The sequence below is a fragment of the Paenibacillus sp. 32352 genome (assembly GCF_002042965.1).
Classification (GTDB): Bacteria; Bacillota; Bacilli; order Paenibacillales; family NBRC-103111; genus Paenibacillus_S; species Paenibacillus_S vulneris.
This window is the reverse complement of the sequence record NZ_MZNT01000001.1, coordinates 333,956-348,293: the sequence shown is the minus strand read 5'-3', so window position 1 is coordinate 348,293 and position 14,338 is coordinate 333,956. Positions and strand designations below refer to the sequence as shown.

At 49.3% G+C, this 14,338-nt stretch carries 11 protein-coding genes; 2 read left to right on the top strand and 9 right to left on the bottom strand.

Annotated elements, in window-relative coordinates; translation table 11 throughout:
• Nucleotides 1-10: 10 nt before the first annotated feature.
• Nucleotides 11-1,072 (bottom strand): Bug family tripartite tricarboxylate transporter substrate binding protein, encoded by a 1,062-nt coding sequence (locus B1728_RS01655; protein ID WP_079908433.1) that lies wholly within the window; start codon nt 1,070-1,072, stop codon nt 11-13.
• Nucleotides 1,073-1,392: 320 nt separating this feature from the next.
• On the opposite strand from B1728_RS01655, the gene B1728_RS01650 reads away from it, so the two are divergent.
• Together B1728_RS01650 and B1728_RS01645 are read left to right on the top strand one after the other, a co-directional pair.
• On the top strand, nt 1,393-3,003 hold the full coding sequence (locus B1728_RS01650) for an ATP-binding protein (RefSeq protein ID WP_079908432.1): 1,611 nt from the start codon (nt 1,393-1,395) through the stop codon (nt 3,001-3,003).
• Nucleotides 3,000-3,716: a response regulator gene (locus B1728_RS01645; protein ID WP_079908431.1), complete on the top strand. Its 717-nt coding sequence runs from the start codon at nt 3,000-3,002 to the stop codon at nt 3,714-3,716. Before B1728_RS01650 ends, B1728_RS01645 begins: the two co-directional genes overlap by 4 nt.
• 47 nt (nt 3,717-3,763) lie before the next feature.
• On the opposite strand, the gene B1728_RS01640 is transcribed toward B1728_RS01645, so the two are convergent.
• From B1728_RS01640 to B1728_RS01600, 8 genes are all read right to left on the bottom strand, one after another.
• Nucleotides 3,764-4,093, bottom strand: coding sequence for a hypothetical protein (locus B1728_RS01640; RefSeq protein WP_079908430.1), 330 nt, complete (start codon nt 4,091-4,093; stop codon nt 3,764-3,766).
• 408 nt (nt 4,094-4,501) lie between these two features.
• Entirely contained in the window at nt 4,502-5,482 is a 981-nt protein-coding gene (locus tag B1728_RS01630; RefSeq protein ID WP_079908428.1) for a glycoside hydrolase family 43 protein, read from the bottom strand.
• A gap of 14 nt (nt 5,483-5,496) precedes the next feature.
• Nucleotides 5,497-6,513: an endo-1,4-beta-xylanase gene (locus B1728_RS01625; RefSeq protein WP_079908427.1), complete on the bottom strand. Its 1,017-nt coding sequence runs from the start codon at nt 6,511-6,513 to the stop codon at nt 5,497-5,499.
• Nucleotides 6,514-6,525: 12 nt separating this feature from the next.
• Nucleotides 6,526-8,598: an alpha-glucuronidase family glycosyl hydrolase gene (locus B1728_RS01620; RefSeq protein WP_483310963.1), complete on the bottom strand. Its 2,073-nt coding sequence runs from the start codon at nt 8,596-8,598 to the stop codon at nt 6,526-6,528.
• A 96-nt stretch (nt 8,599-8,694) separates the two neighbouring features.
• Nucleotides 8,695-9,621 (bottom strand): carbohydrate ABC transporter permease, encoded by a 927-nt coding sequence (locus B1728_RS01615; protein WP_079908425.1) that lies wholly within the window; start codon nt 9,619-9,621, stop codon nt 8,695-8,697.
• Between the two features lie 15 nt (nt 9,622-9,636).
• Nucleotides 9,637-10,521 carry an ABC transporter permease gene (locus B1728_RS01610; RefSeq protein ID WP_079908950.1) on the bottom strand — a complete coding sequence of 295 codons (885 nt, stop codon included), beginning with the start codon at nt 10,519-10,521 and terminating at the stop codon, nt 9,637-9,639.
• Nucleotides 10,522-10,704: 183 nt separating this feature from the next.
• A complete protein-coding gene (locus B1728_RS01605; RefSeq protein WP_079908424.1) occupies nt 10,705-12,366 on the bottom strand; it encodes an ABC transporter substrate-binding protein in 1,662 nt (553 codons plus the stop codon).
• A gap of 212 nt (nt 12,367-12,578) precedes the next feature.
• Nucleotides 12,579-14,321: a sensor histidine kinase gene (locus B1728_RS01600; RefSeq protein WP_079908423.1), complete on the bottom strand. Its 1,743-nt coding sequence runs from the start codon at nt 14,319-14,321 to the stop codon at nt 12,579-12,581.
• Nucleotides 14,322-14,338: the final 17 nt, after the last annotated feature.

The following is a 14,338-nucleotide window of genomic DNA, read 5'->3' as shown; positions in this document are numbered from 1 at the left end:
CATCCTCTCCCTACTTCTGCATGCCCAATGCGGTCAAAACATCTTTGACTTGCGTCTCCTGTGCGGTTAAATAAGCTTTGAAATCATCCGCTTTTTTATAATCCGTTTCCCAGTTATTCGCCTGCATTTCTTTTTTCCATTGCTCGGACTCTACCATCTTCTTCAGCGTATCGTCCCAGAATTTCTTGGCGTCCGCGTTCATCTCTTTCGGACCGAAAATGCCTCTCCAAATGAGGAACTCCGCGTCAATTCCCTGCTCCTTCACCGTAGGAACATCCTTCATGCTGCCGCCGAGCCGTTGAGGGGCCAATACAGCAAGCACCTTGATTTTGCCTGCCTTCAGATATTGATCCAGCGAAGAAGCATCGGTGCCGAGCACGTCCGCGTTGCCGCCGAGCAGCGCCGTTAAGGCTTCGCCGCCTCCGTCATAGGAAACGTATTTGATCTTCTTCGGATCGATTCCATATTTAAACGCCGGCAAAATTGAGACAAGGTGATCCATCGAGCCTGGCGCAGAGCCGCCGGCTACGGTCAATTTGCTCGGATCGGCCTTCATGTCGTTCAACAGCGATTTCAAATCGTTATACTTGGAGTTTGCGGCTACCGCGATCGCTCCGTAATCCTTGGTCAATTGAGCAAGCGGCGTCGTATCCTTATAGCCGAACGGCGTGTTGCCTTCTTTTTTCAAATTGTTGATCAAAATCGGCGGCGAGCTCACGAACAGCTTGTAATTGTCCTTCACATCCTTGGTCGCGTATTCCGCCATGAAGACGGTGCCGCCCCCGCCCGGCTTGTTCTCAACGGTAATCGGCTTATCCAGCGACTTGGTCTCCGAAAGCACCTTGGCTATTGTTCGGGCCGTCATATCCCAGCCGCCCCCCGCGCCGGATGGAGCAATCAAGCTGATCGCCTTTTCCGGATATTTCGATGCGGAAGGCTGAGCAGCGTCCTTGCCTTTCTCTCCTCCTGCTGCCGCAGGCTTCGATCCCGCATTGCCGCAAGCTGCCAAGCTGATAGCCAAGAGACCGATGGCTGTTATTTTTAAAGACGACGTCCAAACAGGTTTTAACATGTTAACCCCTCCGTTATTTATCCACCGTATTGTATGCGCTTTCTTTGAAGCGTTTTCAGAATACCATCACGAACGGAATTATAAAAGTTTAACGAAATTAATTTACATAAACTCCTTTGTGGGCATTTTGTTCATATTGTTCACGGCGTAAGCCGGCAAATTCCAGCACAAGCCAATTGCTCAAACGGAGGCTACCGTTTATGATTATCTGAGGAATATTCATTCCGAGTTCAAACGTGCAGTAGGATATGATAAATGAGCCGTATAACCTGTCGCCGACTTAGTCACTATCATTCATCCACAAACGGGGGTTTCTTACCATGCGGCTGCAAACCAAGCTTATTCTCATTATTTGCTCGCTTCTCTCTTTAGTTATTGTCAGCCTCGGATGTATTTTTTACTATATAACGACATCGGTGTTTGAAGATCAGATCGGCAACCGGGCGCTTAAAGTGGCCGAAACCATCGCCCTTATGCCCGAAATTCGGCATGCCTTCTATGAGCCTAATCCGTCGGAAACCATCCAGCCCATTGTGGAGACGATCCGTGAAAAAATCGATGCCGAATATATCGTGGTAGGCAATCGGGACGGCATCCGCTATTCCCATCCGGTCACGGACCGAATCGGTAAAGAAATGGTCGGCGGTGATAACGGACCCGTGCTGGAAGGTAAATCGATCATTTCCAAAGCTACCGGCTCTCTCGGTCCTTCTCTTCGGGGAAAAGCTCCCGTCTTTGATGAAAACGGTTACGTAATCGGTATCGTATCGGTCGGCTTCCTTACCGAGGATATCGATCACATCGATGACATCTATCAGCTTAGAGTAGAATGGGTTACTTTGATCGTTCTTGCCGTTGGTATAGTCGGGTCCATTTTAATTGCAAGAAGCGTTCGGCGCTCCATCCATGGCCTAGAGCCGGAGGAAATCGGCGCCCTCTATACCGAGAAGCAGGCGATTCTCGAATCAATTCACGAGGGGATCATTGCCGTGAACCGCAAGGGAATCGTTACGCTTGCCAACCGTTATGCCCTGAAGCTCCTTCAGCTGCCTGAGAATGAGAGCATCGCAGGAAAGCATATCGAAGAAGTGATTCCCAATACGCGCCTTCACGAGGTCGTTCGAACTGGAAACGCGGAGGTTGACCGTGAAATGATGATTGGCGACCTTGAAGTTGTCGTCAATCGGGTACCCATCCTGGATATGAACTCCCAGGTTACCGGGGCGGTTTCGAGCTTTCGAAGCAAATCCGAATTGTACCGGCTCGCCGAGGAGCTGTCTCAGGTTCGGCGCTTCGCCGATGCGCTTCGGGCGCAAACCCATGAATTTTCGAATAAGCTGTACGTCATTTCCGGCTTAATCCAGCTAGAATCATATCAGGAAGCCGTTGATCTCATTACAAGGGAAACGAACGTTCATCAAAATTTCGTGCAATTCATCATGCGGGAAATTCCCGATCCTATGATCGGCGGGCTCCTGATCGGTAAATATAATCATGCTCAGGAGCTGAAGCTGACCTTTGAGATTGATCACGAAAGCTCCTTCCGCGATATTCCGGAGCAGATCGACCGCAATTTACTTGTCACTATCATTGGTAATTTGATCGACAATGCCATGGAGGCGGTGCTCGCGTGCGAAGACAGACCCGAGAAGCGAGTCCAATTGTTTATGACCGATTTGGGGGAAGATCTTATTATTGAATGCGAGGATACCGGGGTAGGTATTTCAGAAGAAATGGCTCACGCTGTATATGAAAAAGGCTTTTCGACCAAGGAAGGAGACCATCGGGGAATCGGACTTGCCCTGGTGCAGCATGCAGTTGGCAAGCTGAACGGCTATATTACCTTTCACAAGAACCCTGCCGGAGGCACCATCTTTACGGTAGCCCTACCCAAAGCAGGTCAAACTCGGGAAAAGGAGGAACTGAAATGACTGTTCAAAGCCAACTTCCCACGGTTGAAGTGCTGATTGTAGAGGATGATCTAAGAATTGCCGAAATTCATCGGCGTTTTATCGAGAAGGTAGAAGGCTTCGCCGTCGTCGGCATTGCAACAGACGAATCCCAGGCCAAGGAGCAATTGGATATTTTGCGGCCCCATCTCGCGCTTCTCGACATCTATTTGCCGGGATCGAGCGGCCTGGACATCTTGCAATATATCCGGCAGCATTATCGGGATACGGATGCCGTGATGATTACGGCAGCTAAGGAAGCCGAGGCGATCCGGGAGGCCGTGCGCAGCGGCGCCTTCGATTATATTATGAAGCCGCTGATCTTTGACCGGCTGCAGGAGACGCTGCTTCGTTATCTCGATTTTCACCGCGAGCTGAACCGGTTGAACGAGAACCGAAGCATCAGCCAAAGCGATGTGGACCGCTTGCTTGCAGGATCCGCGAAGAAGGAAAGCAGCCCTGAGGTCTCCTTCCCGCCCAAAGGGATCGACAAGCTGACCCTGGTCAAAGTGACCCAGACCATCTCCCAAGCCCCGGACGGCATGACGGCCGAGCAAATTGCCAAACTCATCGGTGTCAGCCGATCCACCAGCCGGCGTTATCTTGAGCATCTGGTTAGTCTCGGCAGCGTGTATGCCGATCTATCCTATGGTGTTGTCGGACGGCCCGAAAGGGTATACCGCCAAAAGAAATGAGAACCATAAGCAGACTCGAGAGAACCAGGTTCCCGAGTCTGTTCCTGTTATTTGCTATTCCAGTGCCCCATATTGTCCAGGTCCATAGCCGCGATATGGTCGCCGGTTTGTTTGGAGCCATGATCGGCGATAAACCGGTATATTTGCTTTAAAGTATAATCGCAGGCATCATTGTAGCTATCGTGATGATAAGGCAGTGCCGGCACATGAGCACGGAAGAACGTTCCTTGCTCATATTCATCCAGCTCTTCAAACCATTCATACAGCTGATCGATCTCCTCTTCCGTTGCCATGATTTCAAACTCATAAGGGGCATCGCCCTGGTTGAGCATAATGGTTTTGGCTTGGACGGAAATATAATAAGGACGTTTATCCATAGTTACCCTCCGTAATATATAAATAACAAAGCAAGTATGACAACAGCGACCGGAAACAAAATATAGGCAATTAATGCCGGGTTGGCTACAATATTATGTTTCCTGCTTACGCTATTCATTCCTTTGTCATATTCATGTTGATTCTGCTTTCGGATAGCCATAACGGAGAAAAATAAACCTGCAACGCATATGATGGCCGCTGCGATCAAAAGATTGTACAGCAAAGCTTCACCTTCTTTACCTTTGCAAATTTACTATTACTATCCCTTCCCCGCTTTCCCTTCATACATAGATGCCTATCGGTAAAATTAGCCTGGGTATATTGACAACAGCTACAAATTAAAAAAGGACGCCATGTATTCCATGACATCCTTCTTCCTAGAGTTATGCCAAAAGCATTTTATCACCTTATTTATAAGGGTCAATCATTCGGATCGTTCCGTCTTCATTATAGGTAAGCTCTGTATACTTCACGCAGCGCTTGTGATCCACTCCGCCGGATAAGGAGCAGTCATGATAAAATAAATACCATTTCCCCTGAAATTCGACAATGGAATGATGAGTAGTCCATCCGATGACGGGAGGAAGAATCTTCCCCTTAAACACAAAGGGGCCTTTTGGATTTTTGCTCATCGCATAAACAAGATAATGAGTATTCCCCGTGGAATACGATAGATAGTAATACCCGTTATATTTATGAACCCACGGACCTTCAAAAAATCTTCTTTCTTCATCCCCGGCCAGGAGCGGGTTACCGTTCTCATCGATAATGGATATCTCTTGAGGCTGCTCAGCAAATGAAAGCATATCCTCACTTAACACCGCCACCCTTGGGCCCAAAGCCGGTGCGGTTGCAGCAGGTCCGTCAGCTTCAGGGTCAAATATTCCCCGCTGCCATTTTTCCAGCTGCCCTCCCCACAGACCGCCGAAATACATATATGCCTTGGTGTCTTCGTCTACAAATACGGCCGGATCAATGCTGAAGCTGCCTGGAATATAATTCGGTTCTGGCTTAAACGGCCCCGAAGGAGAATCGCTTGTAGCCACGCCAATACGGAAAACATCCTCTTTGTTCCTTGCCGGGAAAAACAGATAATACGTGTTGTTTTTAAACGCGGCATCGGGAGCCCAAAGCTGCTGCTTGGCCCATGGAATATCTTTAAGATGCAGCGCCTCCCCATGATCTATGCAAGGAGAAGACAGGTCATCCATGGATAGAACATGGTAATCCTCCATAGCATATTGATCGCCGTTATCGTTGGTAGGTCCATCATGATCAATATCGTGGGAAGGATAGATGTAAAGCTTGCCTTCAAATACATGAGCGGAAGGATCCGCGGTATAAATATGAGTAACTAACGGCTCATTTGGCTTTGCCATTTTATTCATGATTATTTTCCCCTTTACCCAATGCTTGTTCCTTTAACGATCTTCCAGAAGGAAGCCTTTGGCTGATGATTTTCATCGAACAGGAGCGGCCAATTTTTCCTGCTGCGGACAGGGAAATTGTGAAGCCAGGTATAATCGTCCGCTGCGCCCCAGAAGGTGACGGAGGTAATCACGTCCTTGTACTCGCGGAACAGGCGGAATACCTTCTCATAAAGCTCTGCCTGGCGTTCCAGCATCTCTTCGGTCGGCTCCAGCAAATCTGTACGCCGGTCGTTAAACTCGAACATCGATACATCCAGCTCGGTAATATGGAGCTTTAGTCCAAGCTCGGCATATTTCTCCAGCGCTTCGCGAATGGTCTCGAGGGAAGGATCGTACAGATTCCAGTGCCCTTGAAGACCAATACCATGGATCGGCACGTCCTGCTCCTTCAGTGAACGGATCAAACGAAGGATTTTGTCCCTTTTATCAGGATGGCATTCATTATAGTCGTTATAGAACAACAGTGCGTTCGGGTCAGCCTCGTGGGCGAATTGGAACGCCTTGGCAATGAAATCGTCCCCAATCTGCTGAAGCCACCTGGAATCTCTTAGCCATACCCCGCTTTTGTCCTCGATAGCTTCATTCACGACATCCCAGCAGTACACCCTTCCCTTATATCTTCCGACTACCGTATCGATATGGGACTTCATGCGTGAGAGCAGCAGCTCACGATCGGCAGGCGATCCGTCCTTTCCTGTGAACACCCAATCGGAGGTTTGGTTATGCCATACCAGAGTATGACCACGCAGCTTCATGCCATGTTGACCGGCAAAATCAGCGATCCGGTCGGCGGCGTCGAATGTATAGACTTCCTCCTCCGGATGGACACGCTCGAACTTCATATCATTCTCAGCCGTGATGCTGTTATAATGGGCGGCGATCAGCTCCTTAGCCGATTCGATGGTTTTCAAGTTGACCGCTGCGCCTATATCAAAGTAATTCCGATAGATGGAATGCAATGCGGGCACGTGCAGCATTGACGACGACATAGCTCAATCCTCCTAGTAGATCTTCCGGTGCAGCTCGTCCGGAATACCCGATTTTCGGTAAAAATACGTATTTATCACATCGCGCCATTGCCTCGCGCTCTCCAGCTGCGTCTCGATTCGCCGGCGGATATGGTCAAAGCGGCTTTCATCGATTTTGCCCTCCAGCTTCAGCCACTCGGCCTTCCATCGTTCGACCTGCTCTACGCCTTCAAAGTGCGTGTCATAAATATGCTGAATGACCGTTTTACCTGAATGAAGCTTATAGGTATACGGCACATGATGGAAAAACAGCAGCAGTTCATCCGGACAAGTATCCAAGCGGTCGTAAAGTTCCTCATTGGGTTTGGCATACTGCTTCGTGTAACCTGTACCCGTTGCCTGTGTACGGTCTACGCCGATGCCGTCGCGGTCGGCAAAGTGGTATGTTCCCCACTTGGAATATTCGTACCCGTCCACATCCGGTCCGTAATGATAGTGAGGTGTAACCATCCAGCCTACGCCGAGGGGCGACGTGTAGCTCTCATAGATCGGCCAAGAGGCCATCAAGAAGCCGACAACCGTCTTTAACACCTCAGGGTCCTGGCCGAAGGTGAGCTTCGTCCATTCTTCAGCTATGGCTTGGGCGGATAAGTCCGGGTTCCATGCCAGACGCCCGAAGCCGTACAGGTTAGCCTGCGCGAGATGATGTCCGGTCCAATTCTCATCGTCTCCGATATTCGCTACCGCCGTGATGCCGGAATAGCGGTATGGATGCACGCAGCCTGCGGCGATCGCTTTAACGGACGACCCCTCCCCTTGGATGCAGGTATCAAAATCCAGTATCTCTTTCCACTGCGGAATCAAATAGCATACATGCTTCTGCTGCCCTGTATACTCCTGGGTAATCTGGAACTCCATCAGCTGATTCGTTTGCTCCATCGCCCCGAACAGCGGTGAAACGGGCTCCCGCACCTGGAAGTCCATCGGTCCATTCTTGATCTGGAGAATGACATTGTCTGCGAACCGCCCGTCCAGCGGTTTGAAATGATCGTACGCCGCACGCGCCCGATCCGTGGAACGGTCTCTCCAGTCCTGATGGCAGTTATAGACGAAGCATCTCCATAGCACAAGACCTCCATAAGGCCTTAGAGCTTCCCCAAGCATATTGGCGCCATCCGCATGATCACGACCATAAGTGAACGGACCCGGACGATTCTCGGAATCCGCCTTGACCAGAAAGCCGCCGAAGTCGGGAATATAGCGATATACATCCTTGGCCTTGGCTTTCCACCAGTCGGCAACGACAGGATCAAGCGGGTCCGCCGTATCCAGCTCTCCAAGCTCCATCGGCCCGGCGTAATTTACGCTTAGGAACAGCTTGATGCCGTACCTGCGAAATACCTCAGCCACTCGGGCTACATCAGGCAAATAGGTCTCCGTGATGAGGAAGGTTTCCTGACGGTGTACATTGACGTTATTGATAGCAACGGCGTTGATGCCGACCGAGGCAGCCAATCTCGCATAATCCCGAATGCGCCCGGAGTCCGACAGCACCGCATTGTCGTTGAAAAATATAGACCTCCCTGCATAGCCGCGCTCGATACTGCCGTCGATGTTATCCCAGTGATTAAGCATCCGAAGCCGGTTCACCGGCGCCTCTCGTATATCCAAATCGTCGAGGCACTCGCCTGTCTGAAGCAGCCGTAAGAAATGGAAGGCGGCATACAAAGCGCCCTTCTCCGATAGACCTGCAAGCACCACATATTCGTATGAAGCATCGGCAGATCGGACCGTCCGAATCCAATAGCACTCATCCGATACGTTCTCCGTTTCATCTTGGGAGACAGCTGCGTTAACCAATGCGGAGCTGCCGTATACGCCGATAGCCAGAAAACGTCCTGAGCCGGGTATGCGCTCTGTTACTTGCAGGGCTTCACCGGAAATGCTGCCGATGGCCTCGGCAAGCTCCTGTACAGCTGTCTGCAGCGGGCCTTCTCCCGCCTTGGCAGGGATAATCAGCTGCTTCAACCACTGCAGGTCTGTCTTCCGTATCTCCTTATTTTGTCTCTCTTCATATCGAAGCCAGGCAGAATAGCCGTTATCTATCACTTTGATGTCCTCCTAGATTGGAATGCTTAAGAGCATGCCATTCTACCTCCACGGGCAGGCAGAAAGGCAATTCATCCGATTGCGATTGATGTATCAGCCTTTCACTCCGCCTACGGTCAAGCCCTTGACAAAATATTTTTGCAAGAACGGATACACGATAATGATCGGCAAGCTGGCGATAATCGTCATGGTTGCACGTATGGATGTCGGTGTTACAGCTGTAACACCACTTTGAGCGGAAGCGAATGCGTCGGCGGCAGTAGCGCCGGAATTCGCGGATGTGTTCGACGTCTGCAATATTTTCATCAGCTCGTACTGAAGGGTACTGAGATTCGTGTTCGAGGAATTGTACAGGAACACATCAAACCAGGAATTCCATTGTCCAACCGCCACGAACAGCGAAACCGTCGCGAGCGCCGGAACCGTTAGCGGGAGCACAATCTGCATGAAGGTCGTAAATTCGCCTGCACCGTCAATTCGCGCCGATTCCAGCAAGCCGTCCGGCAAGCCCTCGATGAACGAGCGAATGACGATCATGTTGAATACACCGATAATACCGGGAATGATATAGACCCAGAAGGAGTTCGTCAGACCCAGTTCACGAATCAGCAGGTATCCCGGAATGAGGCCCCCGCTGAAGTACATGGTGAAGACGAAAGCCAGCGTGACAAATTTGCGCAGCACAAACTCCCGGCGGGTGACCGTATAGGCCAGCATGGCCGTGCAGAACACGGATACGACCGTACCGAGGACCGTTCGCAGCGCGGATATTAAGGTTGCGTGATAAATGCTTGCTTCATTAAAAATGTACTCGTAGTTCTTCCAAGTAAACATTCGAGGCCATAGGTAGATACCGCCGCGAATCGAATCGTTCGCATCATTGAGCGATACAGCTACCATGTTGACAAACGGATACAGCGTGACAACCATGAGACAGCACATCGCTATCACGTTGCCTATGTCGAATAAGGTGTCCGGCAGATTGGAATATCTCCGTGACGAAGGGGTAATGTCGCTCATTCTTGCTCTGCCTCCTTAGAAAAGTCTGCTTTCGCCCAGCTTCTTCGCGATCGAATTGGCAGCGAACAGGAATATGAAGCTGACTACCGTCTTGAACATGCCTGCCGCCGTTGCAAGGGAATAATTGTTCATGTTCAATCCGTATTTCAGCACGAATATATCAAGGTTGTCGGAGAAGTCCACGGTCATCCCGTTCCCGAGCAAGTATTGCGGCTCGAAGCCCGACTCCAGAATATGCCCAAGATTCATAATCAATAAAATGACAATAACCGGCTTCAACCCGGGAAGTGTAATGTACGCAATGCGCTGCAGCCGGTTGGCTCCGTCGATTTCAGCCGCTTCATACTGTGAAGGATCGATCGTCGTGATCGCAGCCAAATAAACAATCGTATTCCAGCCTACATCTTTCCAAACCTCGGACATTCCGAGAATACCCCAGAAATATTCGCCCTTGCCAAGCCATAGCACAGGGCCCTCAATAAATCCCAGCTTCAACAAGATTATATTCACGATGCCTTCCGGCGATAACACTGTCGAAATGATGCTGGCCGCAACGACCCAAGAAATAAAATGCGGTAAGTAGCTGACGGTCTGAACTACCCGCTTGAACACCAAATGGCGCAGCTCGTTAAGCAGAATCGCCAAGGCAATCGCCGTGACGAAGCCAAGCACAAGCTTGATAGAGCTCATCACAAGCGTATTGCGCAGCACCCTGTAAAACGCATCGTCATTAAACAGAAACCGAAAGTTTGCCAAGCCTACCCATTCCTGATCAGCGAAGCTTCTCGCAGGCCGGTATTTTTGGAAGGCGATGGTCCACCCCCACAATGGAACATATTTGAACACAAACACCCATATCAAGAACGGTACCGACATCACAACCAGCGTTTTTTGCTGCATCAGCTTTTTAAAGAAAAGCGATAGCCGGGACGCTTGCGGCTTTGAGGCGTTTGCTCCTGCCTGCAGGATGGCCGTATCTGTATGCTTTCTCACCTGATGTTGCTCCTTTCCGAGCTTTTTCTATAAAGAGAAGGCCGGAGTTCATGCAAGCCGGCCTTCCGAAAACCTTTCATCGCATATTGCTTACCACTTGCCTGCCGCACGGTCCTTAACCACCTTGGTTATGGTCGCCTCATATTGCTTTTTATCCAATTTGTTCATTTCACCTACATACTCGTTCCATATCGCATCGAATTGCTCCGGCTTTGCCATGATCAGCTTCGGCAAATATTTCTTCTGCAGGTCGCCCGATTTTTGACCGAAAAGCTGTTCCGGTGTCCCTTGACCCAGGTTAATGCTCCATGCCGGGAACCAAGGACGGTTATCGGGCTTAGCGAACAAGTCGGTAAATACTTTAGCGCCATAAGCCTCCAGAATCTTCTTATCCCCTTCGGTATAGCTCATTGAAGCTACTTCCGGCTGATTTCCTACGGCGAACGCGTTGCCGTCCTTCAGCAAGGAATTGTTGCCATACCGAGGCCAGCTGTATTCAAAATATTGGAAGCCATAAGAGCGCTTAAATTCCGGGTCGTTACGCTTGGCGATCTGATCCGCGTTCATAACGAAGCGTCCCTTGTCGTTCACCGAGTAAGTCTCGTCTTTAATCCCCCATTGTGTGAGGATTTGGTTCTCTTCCTTAAGCAAATTGTCGAAATATTTGATAATGCGGACCGGGTCCTTCGCCTTTACGGAGATTCCGATTCCGCGATTGTTCACGAAGGACGGCGGATCGATGTATTGATCCTTTATGTCCTTATCGAATACGATCGGCAGGGGAGCATACCGTTTCTCATCAATCCCTGCTTTCTTCAGGTTGTTCGTAGCATCGCCTACTTGCCAGCCGTAGTTGAAATAACCAAGAACGCGGCCGGAGGTCAGCTTCGCCAAATATTGGTCTTTGTTCACGACAAACGATTCAGGGTCGAACAAGCCCTCTGCGTTAATCTCGTTCAGCTTCTGGACCCAGCGCTTCTCTAAATCCGTAGCTGCAAAAATCTTGGCTTCCTGCGTCTTCATATCGACAATGACGCCGCCATCGTTCGGATATCCGGCGAGGTGCATCGGAGGATTCGTCAGCGTAAAGAAGTTGTCCGCTACGCCTGCAAAGGAAACGAAGCCGATAGTATCCTTGCCATCCATTTGCGGATGCTTCTCCTTGTACTTCTTAATGAGATCGAAGTACTCGTCAAGCGTCTTGATCTTCGGATAATTAAACTCCTTCAACACGGAGCGCTGAATCCAGAAGGCACCCTGACCTATGTTCGGGTCCATGATATATCCTTGGTTCGCGGAGAACGGAAGGTGATAGATCTTACCGTCCTTCTGGCGGAATTTATCCATGTACGGGCCATATACCCGTTTAATATTCGGTCCGTACTTTTCGATCAGATCATCAAGTGCAATGAATGCGCCTGCATCCATCAGCTTATCGATTTCGCCTTCGGGTACTATGACGTCGGGATAATCACCGGAGGCTATCATGACGCCGGACTTCGTTTTTTGGTCTCCCACTATAAATTCCATCTTCCAGTTGACACCTGTCTGCTTCTCCAGCTCTTTACCTATCACGGTCTGGTTAGCCATGATATCCTTACCGCTCGAAAAGCTGTAATACGAGAAGGTAACCGGTGTTGTATCGTCGGATGTAGTTAGTTGTTTATCTGCCGCAGGCTGTTTGCTGCAGGCAACCGTCGCAGCTAGGAGGGACACGGCTAAGCCGGCCAGTGCTATTTTCCGTTTGACCATTTCTATATTTGTTCCCCTTTCACCATTTAGTTTCTATGTAAGCATTTTCAGTATAGCTCGTAATCGTTTTCTTGTTCACCCGGCAAACTTTAGATTATACTTTGAAAAATGCATGAAAATATAATAACCCCACTAAGTGGGGCATGCTTATTCACACATTTTACAAGGGGGGCCGATACGGAAAGCTTTCAGCCGCACCCTTGTCCTTCACATCATGTAACCGCATCGCCTGACGGAAGCCGGATTTCGACGATCGTTCCGAAGTTTTCCTCGCTCTGTATCCGAAAATCGAATGAATCGCCATAACACATTTGCAACCGCGTGTATACATTCTTGATTCCAACATGCTCTCCGAACGAGTCCTTCTCGTGAAGATATTCCATCAATTCCGCGTACTTGTCCTTCGGAATGCCCATCCCGTTATCGCTTAATCGGAATACGAGAACATCTTCTTCCAGGTATAGATCAATACAGATGAGTCCGCTCTCCGGGGATTTCTCCACACCATGAATACTGGCATTCTCAATAAAGGGGAGAAAGGACATCTTGGGAATCGAGCTGCCGTACGCCTCCTCCTGCACATTCAAACGGTATTCCAATCTATCACCGAAGCGGTACTTCTGAATTTCCAAAAAGCATAAGGCAAGCTCCATTTCCTCTCTTACCGTAACCCAGTCCCGTCCCCAGGCTATGGACCTCCGGAGCATTTTGGCCATATTCTGAATAATTCGGGCCGTTTCCTTCTCGGATTTCATCAAGCTCCGCATGCGGATCGTCTCCAGCGCATTAAATAAAAAATGCGGATTAATTTGGCTGTGAAGCGCATGCAGCTGAGCCTGCCTCTGTTTAAGCTCCAAATTCTTTTTTTGAATATCTGCCATATAGACATCCTCGATCAAGCTCTGGATTTGCAGGGTCATCCTGTTAAATTCGCCGATCAGCTGGCCGATTTCGTCTCTGGACTCCTCGTCGGGAATCGTTTCGAAATTTTGATTCTTCACCTTTTTCATATGCTTCAAAATACGAATCAGCCGCACATGCAAGGAACGGGCGATAAACACAAGGATGATTGACGGCACCAGGAAATTTAGACAGGCCAAAATAATGACGAAGGAACCGGATTTACGCACCTCCTCCAGCATGCTGACCTCATCCATAACCCCGCGCAGACTCCAGCCGTTTAAATAATTGATATTTTGATAATCTGACCGGAAGGTTAGAACACGCTGATCAGGAAAGCTGAGCGAAGCCATGGAAATATTGCTGTTCGCCCAATCAACGGAACCATCGTTAGAGTACGCGATCCGCCCTTGCGGGTCCACAAGGTAAAGCTTACCCTCAAAGGCGGAATGCTGAAGGAGCTCCTGCATCGTCTGCATATTCAGCTCCACCTTTAAAAGCTTGAGATAATTGGAATAATAAGCATAATTGTCGAGACGCTGGAGCAGGCTTAACGTATTGCCGGATTTGTAAACTAGCGGATAAGGCACCTTGGTCCGAAACAATGTTATGTACCAATCTGTTTTTTGAAGCTCTTGCGAAATATGATCGATATTGCTTGAGGTCAAAATCGTCGGATTATCGACAAACAGCTGTACTTCCTTAACGGACTTATTCGCTTGCCATACCCGGTAAAAGGACGGTCGAATATAGGACTGATAAGCCTCGATATATTCGCTGTTACTGGAATAATCCTCATCCAGCATCTGATTAAACACGGTATCCGTATAAAACAGGTAGGTGATTCCTACCGCCTCGTCGATGAAATTCCGAATCTCGCTCTTCGTTTGCTCCATAGCCGTCACGGCGTCCCGGGTCTTCTGATTTTTAACGTTATTCGTGGTGACGTAGTAAAAAATAACGTTGGTTAATACAATCGGAATAAACACAGAGAAGAAGTACATCAAAAGCAGCTTATTCCGAAGCTTGACATTATTCAAAAATAATCTTAGCATGATTGCCGCCGCCTTGG